The following is a 24,148-nucleotide window of genomic DNA, read 5'->3' on the forward strand; positions in this document are numbered from 1 at the left end:
ATGTATGTACCGGATCCATGAAAACCCTAGAATAGCAATATCCCAGACATAAGTGCCGGAAGCGTAAGCCTGAACCACAGGGCCTGTGGCGTTGTAGTACTAGTTACGCCGACAGCTGCCCAAGCTTTATTGACCTGTTCAGCCTCAGTAGATCCTGGGTATAAATCCTCAGCGGCAATAATCATACCCTGTCTTGCTTCCCTGAAGGTAAAATCTGATCTTGGCGTAGATCGCTTCCATTTTTCTCGGCTTGACTTATATACAATTTGGATAGCTTTATCGATACCAATAGGTTGTACACCTTCTCCGCCCTCAGAAAGTATGTAGAACATTTTATTGAAGACGCCGGCATTTATGTAGGTACCGCATTCATTATTATCAGGTGTTGGAGTGCAAACGGATCCTGGCATTGTATAGCTCCAATTTTTTCCACCATAAAATGCAGCCTGAGGGGGCGATGAGTTTAACGGGTTTACAAAGTCATGTTTTGCTTGGCCCTGCCCAAAATCAAGCATCCAACTTCCGCCCCCTTGGGAACGCTGCTTCACAAAAATAGCCATACAATCAGCAAATGCTTCCTCCAAAGCCGCACCTTCCCCAAACGTTCCGATAGGCTGGTTATAACCTCGAATGAGTGATGCCCTGCTACTAACCGCATGAGCCCATTCATGCGCAACAACGTCTATGTTTGGAGGTGGTAATCCAACGCAGTACCTGACAGTCGAATCGGACGTCTGACTAGAATTATACCAAGAATAATAGGCCCTATTAGAGCATGGACTCCCATCTGCGTATTTTGTTTCTTCAACGATGTTTATCATGCTACGACCATCACCAGCAGGTGAAGGAAGGAGGAATGTTTTTAAGATATGTGCGTATACAATAGATGAATTTACATGTGCATCAATCGCTGATAGGTGTGTAGGATCATTCCATACATTATCTGAATCTTGCATTGGACCTGCGATGCCATATGCTTCGGTTGTGATAGAGGCAGTATCCTGCATTTCACCTCCCTCACCAATGACATTTTTAATGCCGCTTAATTTTTTACGCGTTGTTATATCTTTAAGCAAATAGTTTTTAGAACCAAAATCATAACAAGTATTAAATAATCTGTTGGATAAAACTATCTCTGGAAAACATTCCATTGAAGGACCATTAAAGAATTTACGTGTCTCTGAAAAAGGACCAATACTGTTACTATTGTAAGCTTGAACGCGCCAATGAAATACACCTAACTGGCCACTTAAGGGAGCGTCGGTTTGTAACCATGGCCATCCCAAATATGATGTCTTTATATAATACGTATTCCAATCAAAATTAGAGCGAGGAGATATTTCCAGCTTAAATCTTTCAGCACCCGGTACTGTTCCCCAAGTTAGATTAACATAGCTACCAGAAGTTGTTCCTGTAAAGAATCGATTGGGAGTGGTCAGTGGCGGAGCTGCAGTAACTGGCGGTACGGTTGGGGCAGGTGGATCAACAACTGGTGGTGGCGGATCATAGGTTATAGTGATAGTCCATTCATAAAAATAGCCCTCATGCCCATGGTACGCTGGGTTACAATTGGCATTGGGACAACCGTTACTTGATATCGCCATCGTAATTGACCAGCTATCATTTGGATTAGCATTTTCAAAATATTTACTGTCATTGTATGTATAATTCGGTGTGACGTATGCTGGTGTCCAATCATCCATGATCTCAATTGGCTGAACATCGGCTTTACTTTTCGACAAAGTTACTTTCAAACGATCATATGGACAGTGATGATAAGCGTAGACTACTTTCACATTTGTTATTTTAGCACCACTAGGTATGCCACTTACTGTTACAGTTGAGGTATGACTGCCAGGATTGTCAATATACACCGGTGTATTGAAGTATCCGCCCGTTTTTGATATAAAGTCCGCAACAGCAAGGGAATAGCTCATCAAGCAAAACACAATAACCAAGAATGGGATGTGTACCTTCCGAAAAACCTGCATACTCTTCCTCCTACACCCGCACAGCATAAAATGTTGTAAAAGACGCCCTGTGAAGAAGTGCTGGGGTCAGCCCTCGACAAGAGCCACCTTCCTGCTCAATCTCTCTATCTCCTCTTCTCAACAGGGCATTCTCCGCCGACTCGTTTCAGATTATCTGATGCTCTTCGCTGCCGCCTGAAAGCTCATATTTACTATATATGCATACCTCTCGGGTTGTGGCGGTTGTGGGTGTCTCATGCCTAGGACGGACCCCTTCTGTCCTAGTGTCCTAGAAGTATGCGGTGGTTTTATATCTGACATTTTTACCAGTCAATAAGGATACGCAAATAAGCAATAGTTAAGTTGTGTGCTTTCATATACTTACTCGCACTCTCTATCGCAGGCATTTTTTCAAGCATTCGCACTAGGTTACTCCTCCTCCTTGAAATGAAATATCTGCCACTGGCTGAGACATTTTTATGCAAGCCGCCGCAAAACTTGTCGCGATTTGGGTATTTTGATTGAGTAAAATATCTTTACCTTTCTCACACAACGGTTCAAAAGTCCTTCGACACCTGCTATATTCCCCCCATGGGAAAAACCAAAAATACCGAACAAGCCGGAAAGACGAGCGAGACAACCCGGCGCCACGCCATGCGCCGCCTCACGGCGGGAACAAGCCCCAGCCTTGTCGCCAAGGTTTATGGCGTCCATCGTTCGACCGTCTACAACTGGATCAAAAGGTATAAGGCTGGGGAGCTGGAAGGACTGAAAGACCGGCCTATCACCGGACGGCCGAGAAAGCTGGGGATTTCAGATGAAATGGCGGTATTCCGAGCGATAACCAGAAAGGACCCCCTACACTACAACCTGGAGGCGGCCCTCTGGACCGTTGACACGGTCCGCGACTGTATCCGGCAGAAGTTTTCGATCGAGGTGAGCAAGGTCTTAGTAGGACGGCTATTCAAAAAGCTGGGGTTGTCAGCGCCGGCGCCCCTGAAACGAATCTACCGGCTGAACCCGCGGCGGATCGAGCGGTGGCAGAGTGAGGAGTTTCCGACAATCGTGAAACTGGCCAGGCAAGAGAAGGCAACGGTCTATTTCACGTATGTAACGGAGGTAAAGTCGGACTGGCTGCGTGAGAATGAGTCGAGACCTCATCAAGGTCTCCTGATGATGTCGGCTATTACCGGCAAGGGCAGCATCCGGTTCCTCCTTTTAAAAGGAAAAAAACCCACATCGGACCGGTTCCTCAAATTCCTCGAGCGGCTGATACATGGCGCGAATAGGCCTATGTGGCTGATCGTGGACGGACATGAATATCAGCGTTCGCACCACGTCCTCAATTTCGTGGCGTCAACCCGTGGGCGCCTCAAGCTGATCTTCCTGCCGCTCTACAGGCCCGGGTACGACTAGGAAAGCTCCTGAAAATCTCCCTCTCTACGCTCCGGCTACCCCCAGCCACTGCGCATCGACAGAGCTGCCTTTTCACGCTCGCCGAGCCCGGCCACCCGCTCCCGGCTTCTGCTCCTCTCCAAACCTGCTACAATTTTCTCAGAACTGGACAAACTACGGCTGCACTTAGGGGCAGACAGTTTAAGCGATGTATTGGTTCAACGACGAGTGAAAAACGGGAGCCGGAAAGGAGGGTGCTGTGTCCGATTTCGAAAAAGAACAATTTCCCTTCCCCACGTCAATTCCCGCCGAGGATGGCATCATTCAGGGGCCGGAGCAGCGGCGAGTCGAAGGGGTGCTCCTTGATCTGGCGGATTCGCTTTCGAGCCGGCTCGGCATCTCACGCCGCCGGTTTCTCTCCACCGCCTCGGGAATGGCGGCGGCATTTCTCGCCATGAACGCCGTGCACGGTTCGCTCTTTTCCGTCGATCCCGCGGAAGCGGCCGACCCCAAGGCAGCGGCAGAGAGGCTTCGAACCTTGCACAACCAGTTCATCTTCGACGTTCAGACCCACTTCGTCAGCGACCGTTATACCGGCACCGGGCTTCTCGGACTTCGGGAACTTGCAAAGGAGTGGAATCCGGAGATCAAGGGGAGGCAGACACTCGAGAGCATCCGTTACGAAAACTACGTGAGAGAGGTCTTCCGGAAAAGCGACACAAGCGTGGCTCTCCTCTCCAGTGCTCCGGCCGACAATCCTGCATCCTGGTTCCTCCACAACCCTGAAATAATGGCCGCCCGTGAAAAGATCAATGCGGCGGCGGGTTCGCGGAGATTGCTGGCCCATGCGATCTTCACCCCCGGTCAGCCGGGATGGCTCGAGAAGCTGGACGAGGCAGCGGCGATGAAACCGGACAGCTGGAAGGGCTACACCCTCGGCTCTCCGTCAGGATCGAAATGGCCGTGGCGGCTGGACGACGAGGATCTCGTTTATCCGGCATATGACAAAATGCTGAAGGCGCAGATCCCCATTGTCTGCATACACAAGGGACTTCTTCCGAGCAGGCTGCGAAAGACGGGGACTCAGTGGCAATATGCGGGGCCGGGCGACATAGGCGGGGCGGCGAAAGCGTGGCCGCAGCTGACCTTCGTAATCTACCATTCCGCCATCCGATCGGGTTCTCCCCCGACCAGGAAGGAAGCGGCGCGGTTCGAAAAAACCGGCTACATCCCATGGGTATCGGAGCTGGCAAAAATTCCGGGGAAATGGGGCGTGACGAATCTTTACGCAGAATTGGGTTCGGTTTTCGCGGTCACCGCCATAAGCAATCCACGATACTGTGCAGGCATCCTCGGAACGTTGATCAAGGGATTCGGCCACGAGCGCGTTCTCTGGGGAACCGATTCGGTCTGGTACGGCTCCCCCCAGTGGCAGATCGAGGCACTGAGGCGGCTGGAAATTCCTGAAGATCTGCGCCGCAGGTTCGGCTTTCGGGAACTGGGACCGGCGGACGGGCCGGTGAAGAGGGCGATACTGGGAGGGAATGCCGCGCGTCTGTACGGCATCAAGGCGGAAACGGCATCGTACGGCCATGACAGGATCGCCGCATGGAAGCATCGAGAAGAAGGAGCCGCAGAAGCCCGAATGGCAGGTTACTAGCGCACGCGCGAACTCAGCTTCCTCGCCTTTAAGCGTCTCTCCCCTCGCCGCAGCCGAGTGAGTAAGCTCACTCGCGAAGAAGGCGGCACCCTGAGCGCAGCGAATTGTGCCGCCGCGCGAGAGACCGACGGAGCGAGGGACCCCCCCGAAGGGGGCAAGGCGTTGGGGTGCCCTTTTCTTTGCTTCCGTTTCTTTTGGGCAAGCAAAAGAAATGAAGTGGGGGCAAGGGGGCAACGCCCCCTCAGGCGGGTGATTACCACTAAGACACTAAGGGCACTAAGGAAAAACGTCGAATATCCTTGATATTCCTCGATGTTGCCGAGATCGTATACAGCATTAACCATAAACTTCAGCAGCTCCCCCACTGATCTCTGCCGTATTCAATACGCCACCACATAATCCGCATCCCCCCGCTTCAGATTCCTCATCGCCTCAGGCGACAGCATCGGAAGCACCACCTTGTACGGCATCGTCGTCAGCTGGGACACCTCCTCGGGGACCCCCCGCTTCATTGCGTGTCCCACACCGGTTACCACCACCATCACCCGCTCGGGGTTCTTCGTGAGATACTCCACCGCGAGCCACGCCATGGTCTGGTTGCGCACCGACTGCGCCTCACAGAAGTGTTCGAAGGAAGAGCCTCCCATGCCGTGTCCAAAATACATGTCGCGGACGAATTTCATGTAGGGAGTATCGATGCGGCAGGTAATACCCGGAGGGAGCAGCGACTTCTCTGCTTCGGTAAGGGAAGCGAAACCGCTGCGATAAACCTTCCGGGCTATCTCCTGGGGCACGTTGAGCCCTCTCATCGGTATTCCATGATTACGGGCATAGAGGAATATTGTGTCGTACTGCTCCCAGGAAATGGTCCAGTTCTGACGGTACACCTGCATGAAATCCAGTAGATCGATTTCTCGGGCTACCCACGCGTTGAGGGCCTGCTGGCTGGGCCAGCTGAACATCTCGATCCCTATTGCTACCTGCTTGCCCGCTGCCCGAAGGGCCTTGATCACCTCCAGCTGCAAGGCATGGTGAGTGCGGTCGTCGTGGAGTTCGCCGACGAATATGAGACGGTCGTTCTTAAGCTCACCGATCATCTCCTGGAACGAGACCAGCCGTCCGTCGGCCATGCGCCTGATCCCCCCAGTATCGAGCAGGGGAAACGAAGCGCACGAAGCAAGAACCACCAGCATCAACAGGCAGCACGAAACCTTCAGGATCGAGATCATCGGATTCATTCGGCTTCCGTCAGCTTGCCGCCGGGCAAAACCCGGAACAGGTGGCCGCGCCACCTGACCCGGCTGCCGAGGAACGAGAGCGCCCATGTGCCGAAGGAAAGGAGGTCGCGAAGCGGCAGGAGCCACAGATAACGGGGAAGAAGGCCGTCCCGGACGAAGCGGCGGCTATAGACGAGAGAGACGATGGAACGGACGAAATAAAGAAGTATGACGGCACCCCAGGCGGTCGCCGATCCATATTCAAGCAAAAGTGCCAGAAGAGCCGCCGGCGCAGGCTGGGTGATGCCGGACGCGAAGTAGCCGCCGGGGCGGCTCACCCGCATGGTGCGCGCCCAGCGAAGCTGCCGGGAGAGGACCGAGTCCAGCGACTCCCGGTGCATGATGCTTTCCACCCAGTAATCGGAGAGCTCCAGCCGGTACCCCGCCCGGTGGACCTTGTTGCCGAGCTGGTAATCGTCCGCCAGGTAATCCACGAGGGCCGGAAATCCGCCGATCGCTTCGAGAGCTTCACGCCGCACGGCCATGGAAGCGCCGAGAGCGAAGGATAACCCTTCCAGCCTGCGCGCCACCATCACGTTGGGTACCATCTCCGTGGTGAATCCGAGGGCCTCGATGGCGGTGGCCGCTCCATGGACTCCCCTGGTGCGGTAGAGGGAAGTTACCAGGCCAACCTGCGGGTCAGCAAAGGAAGCGCATACCTCCTGAAGGAATCGGGTGCCGACCCGAATGTCGCTGTCGCAGACGATGAGGATGTCATGCTTCGCCCTGGGGAAGGCATTGATCAGGTTACAGACCTTGTAGTTGGGGCCGTAGATGCGCCCGTCGATGACGAGGTCGATGTCGCGGTCGGGGAACTCCGCCATGAGCCGGCGAATGACCGGCACCACCGGGTCGTCGGCGGAAGCGGCGGCGAAGACGATCTGGAATTCCGAATAATCCTGACGGCAGAAGGAAGCGAAGTTCTCGAAGCTCTCCGCATCAACCCCCTTCACCGGCTTCAGGATGGTCACCGGAGCAGCCTCGCCATGGGAGCCTGCCGAACAGTTGTGTCGCCGGAAGAAGGGGGCGGCGCAGAAAAGGGAGAGGAGCGAGTAGGCAAGGGGGGGAAGGACAATGATAAACGGCAGCAGCCCGGTCATTTGGAGCCTCCCCGGGAATAGGCCGCAACCTTTTCCACCGAGAGGACGTATGCAGCCTTTTCAGAAACGTTGACCCGGGAACTTTTCCAGACAGAGAAGTCTTCGGAGGGAAGCGACTCTCCCCACGCCTCCACGGCAGCGCACTCCTCCGCCCCTCCCGGATGCCCCGGATAGAGCACCGCAACGAGAATCCCTCCCGGAGCGAGAAGCTCCACCGCCTGGGATAGGGCCGGAATGGTGGTTTCGGGGCGGGTGATACGGCTCTTGTCGCCGCCGGGAAGATATCCCAGGTTGAAAATCGCCGCCTGAAGGGGCCCTGCTACGAATTCCGCCAGCCGCTCGTGGCCGGAATCGACGAACTCCACTTGAGCGGTAGATCCTGCCTCCGCAAGTCGGGCCCTGGCCCGGCGAAGCGCCTCATCCTGAACGTCGAAGGACCAGACATGTCCGGTCTCCCCCACGAGAGAAGCCAGGAAAAGGGTATCGTGCCCGTTGCCGCAGGTGCCGTCAACCACCCGCCCCCCAGGTCCCACCCGATCCCGCAGCAGCATGTGGGAAAGGCCCACGGCATTGAGATGCCGCTTCTCCGGAGTCATGCGATCCCTCTCACGTCCGCTTACCGAAAAGTGTCAGCACCGCAGGCAGGACCAGGACAAAGGCAACCTGGCAGGCAAGCATTCCCAGCGACATAGCCGCGCCGATGCTGAAGACGCCACGGTGGTGAGCAACCATGAGCGCACCGAAACTGGCCATTATGGTGAGTGTGTTGAGGAGCACCCCGATGCCGGTGCTGCTGTAAATCACCTGAACCGGCGTCTCGTCCTCGCGCCTGTATCGGTTTACGATATAGATTCCAGAGTCCACAGCGATGCCGAGAACAAGAGGCATCACGATGATGTTGGCCGAGTTGAAATCGACACCCATAAGCCACATGCCGCTCACCATGAGGAGAACCCCCACCACGAGAGGAACAAGTCCGATTACGGTAAACCTGATGCTCCGGAAGGTGACGAAGAGAATGCCGACGATGGCAACGAAGGCATAGATGAACGCTCCCCGGTACGCGTCACGCAGGATGGTCATCGATTCGAAGACCATCACGGGTTCGCCGGTGGCGTGGGGGTCAACCTTGCGGACGTCGCCAATGAAGGCAGCCAGCGGCTCCCGGTCGAATATCTCCTCCTTCGGCGCCACCTGAAGCAGATATTTTCCCGTCCTCCCGATGAACCGCTCTTTCAGTTCCGCAGGGACGTCAGCCAGCGTGACAGGAGAGGCATTGAGGCTCTCCTTGAGAAGCCCGATCTTCGCCGGCAGCTCGGCGAACATCCCCCCCTGAAAATCCCGGAGCATCCCCAGCGCATTGGTGTTCCGCTGCTTCTCCAGCCTGGCAAAGAAGGCATCGAGGGTGGCGAGAAAAGCGCCTGCCTTCTCCGCCTCCGGCCTCTTCTCCTCATCGAGCCGCTTTTTGAGTCTCACCACGGCGTCCCGGAATCCCTCGAACACCGCCGGGAGCTCCAGCACCTGAAGATCCTCCTCGTAGGTCCCCGGCTTCACATCCGCCAGCTCCCTTCGCAGGTCCGCCAGGAGAGCCAGCTTCTTCTCCTGCTGGTCGGGAACGAAGGTGAACACGCTCACCACATGGTCGACCGTCGGGAGCGCCTCCAGAGCCCTGGTCTTCGCAGCGGCCTCCTCGGAGGAGGCTGCCATGACCACGGCAAAATAGCCCGAATTCTCCTTGCTCCGCATAAGCTTGTGTGCATACTCCACCGACTCCAGCCCCTTCGCCTGCATATTCATGAGGTTGTAATCGAAACGTACCCGACTTGCCGGGTAGAGGGAGATGAGACAGAAAACGGCGGTGACTGCGAGAAGAGTCCGCGGATATCCGAAAAGGATGCGCCGGTAGCCGCTGTCACTATCGACGGCTTTCCGAACCGGGGTCGCGACAGGAGACTTTCGGAACCGGGCCAGAAGCAGGAGCATTGCGGGAAGGACAGTGAAGGTAACGGCGACGCAGATGACGATGCCCCCGGCGGCGATAATTCCGAGCTCGGCGATACCTTTGAAATCGGTGAAAGCGAAGGTGAGAAACGCCGCGGCCACCGTAGCCGCCGCCATGATTATGGCCCATACGTTCCTGTCCAGGCCGGTCGCGATGGCATCCGGGTGATCCGCCCCCCCGACGAGCTCTTCCTTGTAACGCAGGACGATCTGGATCCCGTACTCGATGCCGATGCCTATGAGCATTATGGCGAACACCATTGAAAGAATGTTGAGATGTCCCACCGCAAGAGTCGCGAAGCCGAAGGAGAGGCAGATGGCCACGATGAGGGAGACCATGGCCGCAATGGTATTGAGGATGCCCCGAAAGGCCAGGAGCAGGAGGAGCACCGTGAGAACGAGTGAAATGACCGTGGCGATGGCAATGTCATGCTCACTGGTCGTCATCTCCTCGTGTTCGAGAACGGGAACACCCGTGAGCCCGACATTTACCCCTCTCAGTTCCGGCTGCTTCTGAAGCTTTGCAATCTCCGCCCTGACAATCCGGATCGTTTCCTCGGCAGGAACGAAGCTCGTCCGGTCCTTGACCGGCTGCACGGTCAGGATCTGCATCCTTCCCGCTCGCGCCATTGCGGATTCCTTGCCGTCCGCCCCGCGGAAAAAGAACTCCTCCAGCGACAAAGGCGCACTATCCTTGCCGCCGAACCTCGTAAGCCCCTCCCCCAGCTTGTCGAGCATGAAGAGAAGGCTTTCGAGGCGCTTCGGGTCGCCGTCTGCGATAGCGCGATCAGCTTCCGAAGTCAGGAAGGTAAAGAGGGTCTGCACCGAAGGAGCCGCAGCCAGCTCCTTGAGAACCGGCTTCGCCAGAGTCAGGTTGCGGTGCAGGTTTTCCAGGTCCGAAAGGGGAAGAAGAAGCAGCCCGTTCTGGCGGAAGAAGGGGAGCCCGAATGGATGGAAGACGTCGCGGACGTGGCGCGTCTCCCTTTTCAGCGCTTCGGCAAGCTCCGCCGCGAAACGTCCCACTTTCTCCTGGTCAGCCCCTTCCAGTACGACCACTATCTCCTCTGACTCGCCGAACTCGGCGAGCCAGCTCCGGTAGTCCCGGTGAAAAGCCGTGGTCTTGGGCATGAGATCGTCGCGACCCGTGAGGAACTCCATGCGCTGTTTGGTGTAGATCACCGAAAGGATCGAAAGAAACAGCGCAACCGCGAGAATCAGCCGCGGATAAGCTGCTACCGAAGCAAACAGACGTGATCGTATCTTGTTGGAGGTCATGCTCATCACTCACCTGAATAAAATATTATTATTGACAATTAATATGAATCCCTGTATTTGCCGGGATGTACAGTACAATTAGAGACGGCAAAGGCGGAAAGTGTGCAACCTACCATAGCCGGAGAGTTAAATCAACCGCGGCTTACCCCGGATAAGCCGCTGATTTACCTAGACAAAGCCGGCAGATTTTTAAAAAACGGTATACCTTTTTTTTAATTTGTGGTAGAAAGGCTGCTTATTTTTTAATTAAGTCATTGATTTTTCGAAGACAATGACCTGACGATTCACAGGAGAACCCGCGGCATGACCACTTCCAAACATCCCATCTCTCATGCGCTCACGTCCTTCAACGGCATCGTTATGGAGCCAGAGTCCGGTACGGCCGGCAAACAGGCAGGAAAGATCCATCACCTCCCCACATCACTCTGGAAAAAGCGGGAGGGAGAGGCAACGGACACGCTCGATGCAGCCATCGTGCGGACCCGAGACTTCTTCTTCCGCGAGCAGCTACCGGCAGGCTACTGGTGGGCCGAGTTGGAGTCCAACGTAACCATCACCGCCGAATACCTCATGCTCTTTCACTTCATGGGGATCGTGAACAGGGAGAAAGAGCGGAAGATCGCCAACTACCTCCTGAGCAAGCAGACCAAGGAAGGCTTCTGGGCCATATACTACGGCGGTCCCGGCGACCTCTCCACAACCGTCGAAGCCTACTTCGCCCTGAAACTCGCCGGCTATCCCGCCGAACACCCGGCCATGGCCAAAGCCCGGGCTTTCATCCTGGAGCAGGGTGGGATAATCAAGTGCCGGGTCTTCACCAAGATATTCCTCGCGCTGTTTGGAGAATTCGCATGGTTCGGGGTTCCGTCGATGCCCATCGAGCTCATGCTCCTCCCCAACTGGGCTTACTTCAACATGTACGAGTTCTCCAGCTGGTCCCGCGCGACGATCATACCGCTCTCCATCGTAATGACGGAGCGTCCCGTACGAAAACTCCCCGAGAGGTCACGGGTGCAGGAACTATACGTCCGGCCCCCCCGCCCCATCGACTATACCTTCACCAAGGAAAACGGCATCCTCACCTGGAAGAACATCTTCATCGGCGTCGATCACCTGCTGAAGATATACGAGAGCAACCCGATCCGCCCCCTCAAGAGCAAGGCGCTGGGAACCGCGGAGAAATGGGTCCTGGAACACCAGGAGCCGACCGGGGATTGGGGGGGAATCCAGCCCGCAATGCTCAACTCGGTTCTCGCCCTCCACTGCCTCGGCTATTCCAACGATCATCCCGCCGTGGCCAAGGGACTCGAAGCTCTCGCCAACTTCGCCATAGAAACCGAGGAGGGTCTCGTACTCCAGTCGTGCGTTTCCCCGGTCTGGGACACGGCCCTCGCACTGAAGGCCCTGGTGGATTCGGGAGTCCCGACGGACCACCCATCCCTCGTAAAGGCCACCCAGTGGCTCATGGACCGGGAGGTCCGGAAACCGGGGGACTGGAAGGTGAAAAGTCCGAACCTTGAGCCGGGGGGTTGGGCATTCGAATTCCTCAATGACTGGTACCCCGATGTGGACGATTCCGGCTTCGTCATGATGGCCATAAAAGATATCGAGGTGAAAGACCGGAAGGGGAAGGAAGAGAAAATCAGACGCGGCATCAACTGGTGCCTCGGAATGCAGAGCAAGAACGGAGGGTGGGGGGCCTTCGACAAGGACAATACGAAGCACCTCCTCAACAAGATACCCTTCGCCGACCTTGAGGCGCTCATCGATCCGCCGACCGTCGACCTTACGGGAAGAATGCTTGAATTGATGGGGACCTTCGGCTATCCTAAATCCCATTCGGCCGCGGTCCGCGCCCTCGACTTCATCAAGGAGAACCAGGAGCCGGAAGGTCCCTGGTGGGGTCGCTGGGGGGTCAACTACATCTATGGAACCTGGTCGGTGCTGTGCGGACTTGCCGCCATCGGTGAAGACCTGTCCCAGCCGTACATCAAGCGGGCCGTCAACTGGATCAAGTCGCGGCAGAACATGGACGGCGGCTGGGGAGAGACGTGCGAATCGTATCATGACCCGTCCCTTGCGGGTGTGGGAGAAAGCACCGCATCCCAGACCGGATGGGCGCTTCTCGCTCTCATGGCCGCAGGAGAGGCCCACTCTTCAACGGTAGCCCGCGGCATACAATACCTTCTGTCTACCCAGAAGCCAGACGGGACCTGGGACGAAGACCAATACACCGGCACCGGGTTCCCGAAGTACTTCATGATCAAGTACCACATCTACCGCAACTGCTTCCCCCTGAGCGCCCTTGGAACCTACCGTTCCCTTACGGGGAAGAAGATGTAACATACCCTCCGGCCCTGCAGGCGCGGTGGGCATTCGACAAGGGTAGGGGCGGACGGAGAGTTCGCCCCTACACACGTTTTCCCCTCCCGGCACTTCCGGAGAGAGAATTCGGAACATCATGAAAACGTTCGTTACGGGCGCCACGGGGTTCATCGGCGCCACCCTCGTACGGGAACTCCTCAAGGACGGACACGAGGTCCGCGTACTGGCTCGTCCCGGTTCCGATCGGAGGAATCTTCAGGGCCTGGATGTGGAAACATGGGAAGGTGACCTCCGTGACCTGCCCTCCCTGAAAAATGGCCTGACCGGTTGCCGCCTTCTCTTCCACGCCGCCGCCGACTACCGCCTCTGGACCCGCAACCCCTCGGAGATGTACGACAGCAATGTCACCGGCACGAGGAACATTCTCGAAGCGGCGCTGGAATGCGGCGTTTCCCGTGTCGTCTACACCAGTAGCGTCGGCACACTCGGCAACCCCGGCGACGGAACGCCAGGAACGGAAGATACGCCGGTATCTCTGGCGGACATGGTAGGGCACTACAAAAAGAGCAAGTTTCTCGCCGAGCGCGAAGCGCTGAAATTTCTGAACCGCGGCCTGCCCCTCGTCATCGTCAACCCCTCTACACCGGTTGGCCCCTACGATATCAAGCCGACACCTACCGGGAAGATCATCGTGGACTTCCTCAAGAGGAAAATGCCCGCCTACCTGGACACCGGCCTCAACATCATCGACGTGCAGGACTGCGCTCGCGGGCACATCCTTGCGGCGGCAAAGGGCAGGATCGGTGAAAAATACATCCTGGGGAACCGCAACCTCACCCTCCGGGAAATCTTCGTCACGCTGGAAGCGCTTACCGGATTGCCGGCCCCCCGCGTCCGCCTCCCCTACACGCCGATCCTCCTGGCTGCGTACCTGAACGAAGGCTTCTCCCGGTGCACCGGATGCGAGCCGATGATTCCTGTGGCGGGAGTACGGATGGCGGGTAAGTTCATGTTCTTTGATTCGGCGAAGGCGATGAACGAACTGGGGCTGCCGCAGCGGCCGGTAGAAGAGGCGCTCGATCGGGCCGTAACATGGTTCAGGCGCCACGGGTATGCCTGAGAGGAATCTGGAGGAGTCTCACATGTACAAGCTGCTCGAAACCATAAATGCACCCGGAGACCTGAAGAAGCTCTCGCCCGACGAACTAGTGAAGCTTGCCGACGAGATCCGCCGGTTCCTGCTGGACACGGTCTCGAAAACGGGGGGGCACCTCGCTTCAAACCTTGGAGCGGTAGAACTGACCATGGCCCTCCACTACTGCTTCGACTCCCCCCGCGACAAGTTTGTCTGGGATGTAGGGCATCAGGCATATACACACAAGATACTCACCGGGCGGCGCGACCGGTTTCACACGCAGCGCCAGTACCAGGGCATCAGCGGGTTTCCCAAACGAGCCGAATCCCCCCATGACGCCTTCGACGCAGGCCATGCCTCCACCTCCATTTCGGCCGGCCTCGGAATGGCAACGGCCCGGGACCTGGCCGGGGTGGACAGCAAGGTGATCGCCATAATCGGCGACGGCTCCCTCACCGGCGGAATGGCCTTCGAGGCGCTCAACCAGGCGGGACACCTGCGCAAGAACCTCATCGTCATCGTGAACGACAATGAAATGTCGATCTCGAAAAATGTCGGAGCCTTCTCCACCTTCATTTCCCGCAAACTCACCGGGAACCGCCTGCGGGAGCTGAAGCACGAGATGAAGGGCCTTCTGCAGAGCATTCCGGCAGTGGGAAACAACGTTCTCAGCTTCGCGCGCAAGGCTGAAAACTCGCTGAAGGGGTTCCTGACTCCCGGCACCCTTTTCGAAGCCCTTGGATTCGAGTACATCGGCCCCATCCAGGGACACGACCTGCCCCAGATGATAGAGATCTTCGAAAATGTCAGGTCCATGGAAGGACCCGTAATGATCCATGTTGTTACCACCAAGGGGAAAGGCTACACCCCGGCGGAGGAAAATCCGGACAGATTTCACGGAGTCGGCCCGTTCGATGTCGTCACCGGACGGCTCTCCTCGGGGAAGGGAACCAGCTGCTCCTACACAGCCATCTTCGGGGACACCCTCTTGAAACTGGCCGCCGAAGATCCCAAAATAGTGGCCATTACCGCCGCCATGCCGGACGGCACCGGGCTCTCCCCCTTCGCCAAAGCCTACCCGGAGCGTTTCTTCGACGTCGGCATTGCCGAGCAGCATGCGCTCACCTTTGCAGCAGGTCTTGCGGCGGAAGGCTTCAGGCCCGTCGCCGCCGTCTATTCATCCTTTACACAACGGGCATATGACCAGGTATTCCATGACATCTGCCTGCAGAAGCTACCGGTGACGCTTGCTCTGGACCGTGCAGGGCTCGTCGGAGACGATGGTCCGACACATCACGGCGTTTTCGACCTGAGCTACCTGCGCCACCTGCCGGAAATGACGGTAATGGCGCCCAAGGACGAAAACGAGCTGCAGCACATGATAAAGACCGCTGTATATGCAGGAAAGCCTGTGGCGTGCCGCTACCCGCGGGGCAACGGCTATGGCATCCCCCTGGATACCGAACTCCGAGAACTCCCCATTGGAGTGGGGGAACTGCTGGAAGAGGGGGAAGACCTCGTTATCGTCGCCGTCGGCATAACCGTCTATCCTGCCGTCGAAGCGAGCCGCACCCTCAAGGAGCGCGGGATCAGCGCTGCCGTCATCAACGCACGCTTCGTGAAGCCCCTGGACCGGGACCTCATCCTGAACTGGGCACGCAGGACAGGTTGTGTCCTGACGGTGGAGGAGAATGCGCTCCAGGGAGGCTTCGGCACCGCCGTGCTTGAACTGCTGGAAGAGGAGCGGCTCTTTAACGTGGCTGCGAAGCGGCTCGGGATCCCCGATCGCTTCATCGAGCAGGGCCCCCAGGCGCAGCTTCGCCGGGACCTGGGGCTCGATGCCGAGGGCATCGCCACGGCAGCGGAGGCGCTGGTTACCCGGCGCGGCGCGGGCACTGCTCAACTGGCGCTTGTAAAATAGGCATTTCTACGAGGGGCATATCCCTGTCGATGTACCGATACGAAAGGAAAGAAAGACTGCATGCGTTTTCCCTGGCGACTGAATTACGATCTGACAAAATACATCGTCCATTGCAAGATGAAGAAGATAGAGAAGGCCCCCCTCGTTCTGATGCTGGAGCCGACGCACCTGTGCAACCTGGCATGTTCCGGCTGCGGGCGCATCCGCGAATATGCCGATACTATCCAGGAAATGATGAGCCTCGAAGAGTGCCTGAAGTCGGTTGACGAGTGCCCCGCCCCCGTCGTCACCATCACCGGCGGCGAGCCCTTTCTCTACCCGCCCGTTTACGAACTCATCGAGGAAGTGCTCAAGCGGGGCAAGCACATCTACCTCTGCACCAATGGCCTTCTGCTGGAGAAAGCCCTCGACCGGATGCGCCCCCACCCCAACTTCACGCTCAACGTCCATATGGACGGCATGGAAGAGACCCACGACAGGATCCTGGAACGGAAGGGGACCTTCAAAACGGCCATCGAAGGTATCCGGAAGGCGAAACAGCTCGGCTTTCGGGTCTGTACGAACACGACGATCTTCAAGGAGACGAACCTTCTGGAGATCGAAATGCTCTTCTCCTACCTGCAGGATCTGGGGGTGGACGGTCTCCTCGTGGCACCCGGCTTCGGTTACGAGGCTGTGGGAGAGAAGTTATTCCTGGAGCGTCGCGAGATCGAAAAAAAGTTCGAGGAAGTGTATGAAATGAGCAAGCGGTTCCGCTTCTTTTCCACCCCCATGTACCTCAGGTTCCTCAAGGGGGAAAAGAAGCTGGAATGCACCCCGTGGGGGAACCCGACCCGCAATCCGCGCGGCTGGAAAGCCCCCTGCTACCTCATCACCGACGGACATTACCCGACCTTCCGGGATATGATGGAGAAGACCGACTGGAGCCGGTACGGCGTGGGCAAGGACGAGCGCTGCGCGCAGTGCATGATGCACTGCGGTTTCGAGCCGACGGTTGTGAACGAGATAGGGAAAAGCTGGAAGGATATCTGGGAAATGGTGGTGTGGAACCTGACTTAGTCAAAAGCGGGTTCCATGAAGTAAAAAAGCCGGGGCATCCATCGATGCTCCGGCTTTTCTCGTTTCGGCTGCGCCCGCGGGGGCGGAGGCTCACACCGCCGAAGGGTTGGGGACTGCATCTTCAACAGTCCTGAACATTTTTATCTCCTTGTGCAGCAGACCGATCTCATCGCTGATTTCCGTAATGGCAGCGGAAGCTCCCCGCAACTCGGCCAGAGTGCTCACATTCACCTGCACAACCTGCTCCAGAGACGAACGGATCGCGTCGTTGACCGCCTGCTGCTCGGATGAGGCCGACACAATTTCGGCGGTCTTTTCATTGGCAACCCCCAGGTTGCCGACAATCGAGTCGATAGTAGACGCCTGCTCCTCGGTGGCCCGCCGCGTTTTCTCGATCGCTTCGTTTATCGTGCCGATCCCTTCGATCAGACGTGCCGTACCGGCCTCCTGATCAACCGTCGCATCATTGAGGGCGGCGTTCACCTTCTGCAGTTCCCTGATCGCCATCAGGATCTGTTCGAGACTCCTGCTCTGGTCGGCGGTCGCCTGCTCGATCCGTTCGACCATTTCGGTCGATCTCCTCGAACTCTCCAGGATTTCCTCCAGCGCTCCACCGGCCTTGGCCGCCACCCGCCCCCCCTCGTGGACGATCTCCGAGGTCTGTTTCGTTTCCTGTACCGCGCTGCCTATTTCGTGCTGAATGGAGATGATGATATCCTCAATGTCCCTGGTGAAGTCGGCAGTCCTGTCGGAAAAATTCTTCATCTCGTTGGCCACCACGGCAAAGCTTTTTCCATGCTCCCCAGCCTGGGCTGCTATGATGGAGGCGTTGAGAGCAAGGAGCTTCGTCTGGTCGGTAATCTGCCGGATCACCAGGACAATGCCGGCTATGTCCTTCGACTTGTTCCCCAGCCGTGAAATGGAAGAGGTAAGGGCATCGACCAGGTGTTCGATCCTGTGCATGCTGGTCATGACCTCTGACACCGCACCCATACCCTTTTCGGAAATTACCCGGGTCGTATGGGCGCTCAGTTCGCTCGATTCCTTCACGACCGTCTCTATCTCCCTGACGGACGTGCTGGCGCTTTCCACGGAGGATGAAGCATCCTCCACCGCCCGCGACGCCTTCGCCGCCACTACCGCCACATTACGCGCCGAAAGGCCGAGCTCCACAACCGTCTTCTGATAGGTGGCCGCATTTACGTTCAGACTGTCGACCTCGACGGCTATCTCCGCCGAAGCGCCCCCTATCTCGGAAAGGGAGAGGGTGTTCTCGTTGGAAAGATCGAGAAGGCTGTTACTGTTCTCGATGATGTGTATCTGCGAAGCCGAGGCATCCTGAACCGCCATCGATATCTGTTCCGTCGATTCGTGCTGGCGGATTAGCCTTTCTTCCACGGCCTGGAAGTTGCCGGTAAGACGGATGGAGGTGCTGGCCACGCTCCCGGACAGAGACTTGATCCTGCTTATGTTGGAAGCGAGCCGCTCCACCAGGAAATTGAGGCCGTTGGCGATCAGGGATATTTCATCCTGCTGCCGGAACTGGACCCGCTGCGTAAGGTCCCCCTCGGTTATCCGGTCGAGACATCCGCTGATGACGGAGATCCGTCTCCCCACGTCACGGTTGAAGAAGTAGTAGATGAGCAGGCCGAGAACCACGAAAACCACTATCTGCAATACGAGAGTGGTGATCAGATGGTGGAACACCTTCTCCATCGAAGGGTCGAGGCTATAGCGAAGAACCAGCTTCCCGACCACATCCACTCCGGACCTCACCGGCAGTTCTATAATCCCTGTTTTCAAAGAGGCAACCGGGTTCTTTTTTTTGAAGACCTGTATGTTGTTCGCGTCGTGAAGTGAAACCTCCGAAACGTCCTCGTCCTTCACGACCTCGTCCATCACCATCCCGAGGTAGGTAAAATCGAATGTGGAAAGAGCGGTGGCGGAAGTGGTCGAGAGGAGCTTTGCGCTGAGGAGCGCCTTCTGGCGAGTTCCCTCCTCCATCTCCCCTTTGTCATGCCGGTAGGAAGAAAACAGAATGACGAACTGTCCGAGAAACAGGACGAGCAGGACCTGCAGAATGAATTTTTGCGATAGGGTCGCCTTAAGCATGCATCATCTTTTCAAAAGTTGAAATCGGCGGGTACCGCCTTGGATTTTCGTATAATGGCCTGCCCCTGGGGGGATTTGATGAAAGAAAGGAATCTTTTCACCCCCTCGCCACGGTTCTTCCCCAGCACCAGGTTGAGATGCTGGATGAGGGGCCAGTTCCTGATGGACGCTTCCGCATTCTTGCCGTCAAGGATTAACGCCTTCACCTTGCCTCCGCTGTGGACTATGGCATCGGCTTCAATGAACCCGATGGCATTCGGCTTCGTCAAGAGCGCAGCGAGCATGTCGGCCGTCTTGGGCAGCGACACCACCTCCCCCGACTCTTTCAGGTCGCTGAAACACTCTATCCCCCTTCGCAGCGCGGCCTTTGTCGAATCGCTTTCGGGGCGGGTCAGGGGAAGAATCCGGGCATCCGGCCCCGAAAGCTGCTTCCAGTTTGTGATCTTTCCCGTGTAGATGTCGCACAGCTGCCGGCTCGACAGCTGCCTGACCGGCACGGAAGAGTTCACCGCTATGATGGCGGCGGTCCTAGCGATTTCCAGCGGCAGCACGGGAAGCGCCTTCTGCTCCGGCGTCAGATCGGTGGCGGACATGGCTATGTCGACTCCCCCGTTCATCAGGGCGATGATCCCCCCCGGTTGCCCCAGCGACTTCTGGTTAACCTCGACACTATCGCCTGGATTTTTCTTCATGTAGGCTTTCGCGAGGTCGGTGACCAGTGGAATCATTCCGCCTGAACCGCCTATCCGGATCGTTTCCGCCCCTGCGTTGCCGGCAGCGGAAATTGAAATCAATAAAGCAATCAGAACGCCAACTTTCACTCGGAACTCCTTACCTGAGGGTTACAGTAGCTTATCGTGCAGATGCTCGATCACTTTAGGATATTCATGAATCCGAGGCCTTCCGGCCTTCCGATACCCGTGGTGGAAAAGACTTCATTTATGTGAGTGAGGCAGTCCCTTCGACTACACCGCAAGCCGGAACTGCCCGACTATGCCCTGCAACTCATCCGCGAGACCCGCAAGCTGCTGGGCTGCACCGGCGGATTCCTGAGCCCCCCGTGCCGACTGCTGCACCACCTCCGTTATCTGAAGGATGTTGGTGGCGACCTCGCTGGTCGTAGCCGTCTGCTGCTCCGCTGCGGTGGCTATCTGGCTTACCTGCATCGAAACCTCATTGATACGGGAGAGTATCTCCTCCAGCGCTTCTCCCGATTTCAACGCGGATGCGGCCCCCTTCTCCGCCTCCTGGACGCCGCTTTCCATGGCGCTCACCGCTTTTCGGGTCTCATTCTGTATCTCTACGATCATCTCCCCGATCTCTTTGGTCGCCCGCGTGGTGCGCTCCGCAAGGGCCCGTACCTCGTCCGCTACGACGGCGAAACCGCGCCCCTGCTCTCCGGCACGGGCTGCTTCTATGGCCGCGTTGAGAGCAAGCAGATTGGTCTGGTCCGCGATGTCCTCAATGGTGCCGACGATGTGCCCTATCTGCTCCGACCGCGCCCCCAGCGCACCGATGCTCCGGGAGGTTTCCCGGACCTGCTCCGCGATTGAGTTCATGCCTAGTATGGTTTCCTGCACGACCCTGGCGCCGTTGCATGCCGAATCGTTCGACCTGTCGGCGGCATCTGCCGCATTGCTGCAGCTGCGTGCGATGTCGGTGCTGGTTGCCGACATCTCTTCGCTTGCCGTGGCGACAGCTCCCGTCTGGGCCGCCACCTCCTCCGTCCCCGTCGCCATCTGCTCGGAAGTGACCCTCAGCTGGTCGGCGGCGGCGGATACCTGCCCCGCGTTCTCGGCGGTTTTGCGCATGATCTCGTTCAGCCGCGCTACCATCCGGCGGCAGGCGTTCTGCATCTCCCCTATTTCGTCACGACCACCCTGAGGCGGGTGCACCGTCAGATCCCCTTCGGCTATCCGTTCAATAATGACGGCTGTTTCCTTGAGCGGCGCCAGGAACTTTCTGATGGCACCCATGATGAGTATGCCGAGGATGACGCCGCAGAGGAGAGAAGCACCGAGAATGTAACGCTGGATGCTTCCGGCGGCGGCGTAGAGTTCACTCGTATAGCCGCTGCACGCGATGAGCCAGTCCCACTCCGCTGCCGTCGCGAAGATCGCGAATTTCTCCCGCTCGGCGGACTCGCCGCTGTTCTTCCACCAGTAGGTAAGATAGCCAGTCCGGGCATCCAGCATCTCCCTGAAGAAGGGCTTTCCCTGCGTATCCTTGAAATCGAGGACATTCTTGCCTATGTTTTTCGAGTCCGGGTGTATGGCGAACTCGCCTCTCGACTTGGTCCCCCCGCTGTCCAGCACATAGACATATCCGCTGTCACCGACCTTGATGGAGGAAAAGGTTTTCGTGAGCTTCTCCACCACCGCGTCGATGTTGTTTCCCACAAAAAGGGCGCCGACTACCACATTGCCGGCATCCCGGATCGGCAGGTATTTGGTCATGTAGTAGTGCCCGAACAGCTTCGCCTTGCCGTGATATGCCTCACCCCTCATGAGCGGTTCATATGCGGGATGGGAACTGCCGAGGGGAGTGCCGACCGCGCGTGCTCCGTCCTCCTTCTTCAGGGAGGTGGCGATCCTGATGAAGTCGCTCCCGCTGCGTACGAACACTGTCGCCACCGACCCGGTGTTCTGGGCGCTGAAGTCATCGACGTGACGGTAGCTGTCATTTACCTGTGCTCCGTCCAACCTGAGGAGCGGCGTATCGAGATCCCCCATACGGACCGTGCGGCTCGTATCGAGGGAAAAGCTCCCTCGATAATGTTGGAGGAGACCCGCCATCTTGACGTCCACGTCCCTAACCGTCGATTCGTGGGCAATGGAGACCATCTGGCTGAGTGAAGTGACCGTACCCTGGAGCTGCCGGACCGTCTCCTCCCGCAGCGCATCCTTTGCCTTGTGGGTGGCAAGCATCCCCAAGAGAGCGAAGCAGACCAGAATGAATGGAAGGATGATCACCAGAAGTTTGTTACCGAGGGAGAGAGAACGGAAAAACTGCATGCGCTGGCCTCCTTGTCCGTTGTTACGCATCTGAGACACGTTGTTCTATTTTTGATACTAAACTGATTTGATTGATCGGCTGCAGGCAGGGAAGCTTTAGGGTGAAAAGAAATATTTACAGCACCACCAATAAGAAATCTCGGCATGACGCCAAAGAAAAAGGGAGTGGGTTTTCCACACCCCCCGGTGAAATGAAACCGAATCTCAGAATGAAAGAGAGTGCCTAGGCTGAAAGCCTGAACTTCCCGACGACAGACTGCAACTCCTCAGCGAGGCCGGCAAGCTGCTGCGCTGCACTGGCCGATTCCTGCGCTCCCCTGGCCGTTTCCTGCACCACAGCGGTTATCTGCTGCATGTTGTTGCTGATTTCGCCGGTGGTCGCCGTCTGCTGCTCCGCTGCAGTGGCGATCTGGCTCACCTGTATCGTAACCGAGTTTATCTGCTCGAGGATATCCTGGAGTGCAACTCCGGATTTTGCCGCCTCCTCGGTTCCCCGCTCAACGTCCTTCACTCCTTCGTTCATGGCGGCTACGGCACCTTTTGTTTCCTGCTGAATCGCCTTGATCATCTCACTTATTTCCTTGGTGGCCTTCGTCGTCCGTTCTGCAAGCGCCCGGACCTCGTCGGCAACTACGGCGAACCCTCGTCCCTGCTCCCCGGCCCGTGCAGCTTCAATGGCCGCATTGAGGGCCAGCAGGTTCGTCTGATCGGCAATATCCTCTATGGTGCCGACAATGACGCCGATCTGGTCGGAACGGGTACCGAGACTGTCGACTGTCTGTGCTGAATCCTTGACTCGCCGTGCGATTCGATCCATCAGATTCACCGTTTCCTTCACGACGGCTGCGCCGCTTGTTGCGGCGCTATCGGATCGCTGAGATCCCTCTGCGGCCAGTCCGCAGTTATGTGCGATCTCCTGTGAAGTAGCCGCCATCTCTTCTCCGGCCGTCGCCACGGTGCCCGCCTGTGCAGCCACTTCTTCAGCCCCCGTCGCCATCTTTTCGGCGCTCGAAGAAAGCTGGCTCGCCGCAGCCGCAACCTTTTCCGCACTGACCTTTATTTTACCGATCACTCCTGCGAAGGCTCCGGCCATGTCATTGAATGAACCGGCTATCTCTCCCATTTCATCCTGTGAGTCCACTGAAGCGCGAGCCGCTAGATCGCCGGCGGCGATGGAAGCTGAAGCGTCCGCCAGGCTCTTTGTACTGCGAATGAGGGATCTGACGATGAAGAAGCTGATCGTCGCGCCGGCAAGCGAGGCCACGACAATGCCTGTAACGATCGCCAGCAGCATCGAACGATAGTGCGATTCCGCAGCGGCAAATTCACGCCGCGCACTCTCCTGCTTGTTCTTCAGGAGCTTTTCGAGCCCTTCATTGGCGCTGACGAAGAGAGGATTTATCTTTGCGAGGGTCAGCCTGACACCATCATCGTAACGCCCTTCAATAATCGCCGCCCTGGTCGGAAGAAGGCCTTCCTGAACGAACCGCTCTCTGCTCGCCTTGAACTCCTCGGCAAGCTTCTGCTCTTCCTCCGATTTGGGTAACTTGGAGTACTCCGCCCACAACCTGTTGATCTCCTCGATGTTCTGCATCACCTTCTCGGTGTGCGTGTTCAAGGGATGGTCATGGAGCTTGCTCGTCTCCATCCGCTCGTCATGCTGCAGGGAGAGCAGGAGCTGCACCCGGTTGTCGCGCATGAGTCCCATGATCTTTCCGAATTCGATGGCAGAAGTCAGCTCCTCGTTATACATTGCCTCAAGAGCTTCATTGCTGAGTTTCATTCCCCGGAGGCCGAGAGCGCCCACCACTACTAGAAGAAGCACGAACATTGTTACGACCGCAATCAGTTTGGACTTGATACTCAGCTTCATAGATTTCTCCTGTCATGGATAACCAAGGAAT

At 57.1% G+C, this 24,148-nt stretch carries 15 protein-coding genes; 6 read left to right on the forward strand and 9 right to left on the reverse strand.

The window, feature by feature from the left end; translation table 11 throughout:
* Positions 1 to 26: 26 nt before the first annotated feature.
* Positions 27 to 1,991, reverse strand: a complete 1,965-nt coding sequence (locus CFB04_RS09635) for a M4 family metallopeptidase (RefSeq protein WP_172825472.1) — start codon at positions 1,989 to 1,991, stop codon at positions 27 to 29.
* A 570-nt stretch (positions 1,992 to 2,561) separates the two neighbouring features.
* Here CFB04_RS09635 and CFB04_RS09640 point away from each other — a divergent pair.
* Both CFB04_RS09640 and CFB04_RS09645 read left to right on the forward strand, forming a co-directional pair.
* Complete coding sequence (locus CFB04_RS09640; protein WP_088535069.1) at positions 2,562 to 3,386, forward strand: IS630 family transposase; 825 nt, start codon at positions 2,562 to 2,564, stop codon at positions 3,384 to 3,386.
* Positions 3,387 to 3,624: 238 nt separating this feature from the next.
* A complete protein-coding gene (locus CFB04_RS09645; protein ID WP_231934147.1) occupies positions 3,625 to 5,025 on the forward strand; it encodes an amidohydrolase family protein in 1,401 nt (466 codons plus the stop codon).
* A 380-nt stretch (positions 5,026 to 5,405) separates the two neighbouring features.
* Here CFB04_RS09645 and CFB04_RS09650 read toward each other — a convergent pair whose 3' ends face one another.
* Genes CFB04_RS09650 through CFB04_RS09665 form a run of 4 tightly spaced genes read right to left on the reverse strand, consistent with a single transcriptional unit; the run spans position 5,406 to position 10,678 of the window.
* Complete coding sequence (locus tag CFB04_RS09650) at positions 5,406 to 6,263, reverse strand: ChaN family lipoprotein (RefSeq protein WP_157698766.1); 858 nt, start codon at positions 6,261 to 6,263, stop codon at positions 5,406 to 5,408.
* Positions 6,260 to 7,402, reverse strand: a complete 1,143-nt coding sequence (gene hpnI / locus CFB04_RS09655; protein WP_088535071.1) for a bacteriohopanetetrol glucosamine biosynthesis glycosyltransferase HpnI — start codon at positions 7,400 to 7,402, stop codon at positions 6,260 to 6,262. The genes CFB04_RS09650 and hpnI overlap by 4 nt, the downstream gene beginning before the upstream one ends.
* Entirely contained in the window at positions 7,399 to 7,998 is a 600-nt protein-coding gene (locus CFB04_RS09660) for a class I SAM-dependent methyltransferase (protein WP_088535072.1), read from the reverse strand. The genes hpnI and CFB04_RS09660 overlap by 4 nt, the downstream gene beginning before the upstream one ends.
* Before the next feature lie 10 nt (positions 7,999 to 8,008).
* Positions 8,009 to 10,678: an MMPL family transporter gene (locus CFB04_RS09665; protein WP_369833127.1), complete on the reverse strand. Its 2,670-nt coding sequence runs from the start codon at positions 10,676 to 10,678 to the stop codon at positions 8,009 to 8,011.
* A gap of 303 nt (positions 10,679 to 10,981) precedes the next feature.
* Between CFB04_RS09665 and shc the strand changes: the two genes are divergently transcribed.
* The 4 genes from shc (at position 10,982) to hpnH (ending at position 17,118) form a co-directional block, all read left to right on the forward strand.
* Positions 10,982 to 13,021, forward strand: a complete 2,040-nt coding sequence (gene shc, locus CFB04_RS09670) for a squalene--hopene cyclase (protein WP_088535074.1) — start codon at positions 10,982 to 10,984, stop codon at positions 13,019 to 13,021.
* 118 nt (positions 13,022 to 13,139) lie between these two features.
* Complete coding sequence (gene hpnA / locus CFB04_RS09675; RefSeq protein WP_088535075.1) at positions 13,140 to 14,123, forward strand: hopanoid-associated sugar epimerase; 984 nt, start codon at positions 13,140 to 13,142, stop codon at positions 14,121 to 14,123.
* 22 nt (positions 14,124 to 14,145) lie between these two features.
* Positions 14,146 to 16,059 carry a 1-deoxy-D-xylulose-5-phosphate synthase gene (gene dxs, locus CFB04_RS09680; RefSeq protein ID WP_088535076.1) on the forward strand — a complete coding sequence of 638 codons (1,914 nt, stop codon included), beginning with the start codon at positions 14,146 to 14,148 and terminating at the stop codon, positions 16,057 to 16,059.
* 60 nt (positions 16,060 to 16,119) lie between these two features.
* Positions 16,120 to 17,118 (forward strand): adenosyl-hopene transferase HpnH, encoded by a 999-nt coding sequence (hpnH, locus tag CFB04_RS09685; protein ID WP_088535077.1) that lies wholly within the window; start codon positions 16,120 to 16,122, stop codon positions 17,116 to 17,118.
* Between the two features lie 90 nt (positions 17,119 to 17,208).
* Here hpnH and CFB04_RS09690 read toward each other — a convergent pair whose 3' ends face one another.
* The 4 genes from CFB04_RS09690 to CFB04_RS09705 form a co-directional block, all read right to left on the reverse strand.
* The gene (locus tag CFB04_RS09690) at positions 17,209 to 19,230 is read right to left on the reverse strand and encodes a methyl-accepting chemotaxis protein (protein WP_088535078.1); all 2,022 of its coding nucleotides are present in this window, start codon (positions 19,228 to 19,230) and stop codon (positions 17,209 to 17,211) included.
* A gap of 11 nt (positions 19,231 to 19,241) precedes the next feature.
* Positions 19,242 to 20,051: a substrate-binding domain-containing protein gene (locus CFB04_RS09695; RefSeq protein ID WP_088535079.1), complete on the reverse strand. Its 810-nt coding sequence runs from the start codon at positions 20,049 to 20,051 to the stop codon at positions 19,242 to 19,244.
* 144 nt (positions 20,052 to 20,195) lie between these two features.
* The gene (locus tag CFB04_RS09700) at positions 20,196 to 22,244 is read right to left on the reverse strand and encodes a methyl-accepting chemotaxis protein (RefSeq protein WP_157698767.1); all 2,049 of its coding nucleotides are present in this window, start codon (positions 22,242 to 22,244) and stop codon (positions 20,196 to 20,198) included.
* A gap of 223 nt (positions 22,245 to 22,467) precedes the next feature.
* A complete protein-coding gene (locus CFB04_RS09705) occupies positions 22,468 to 24,117 on the reverse strand; it encodes a methyl-accepting chemotaxis protein (protein ID WP_088535081.1) in 1,650 nt (549 codons plus the stop codon).
* Positions 24,118 to 24,148: the final 31 nt, after the last annotated feature.

This window comes from Geobacter sp. DSM 9736 (assembly GCF_900187405.1).
In the GTDB taxonomy this organism is placed as follows: Bacteria; Desulfobacterota; Desulfuromonadia; order Geobacterales; family Geobacteraceae; genus DSM-9736.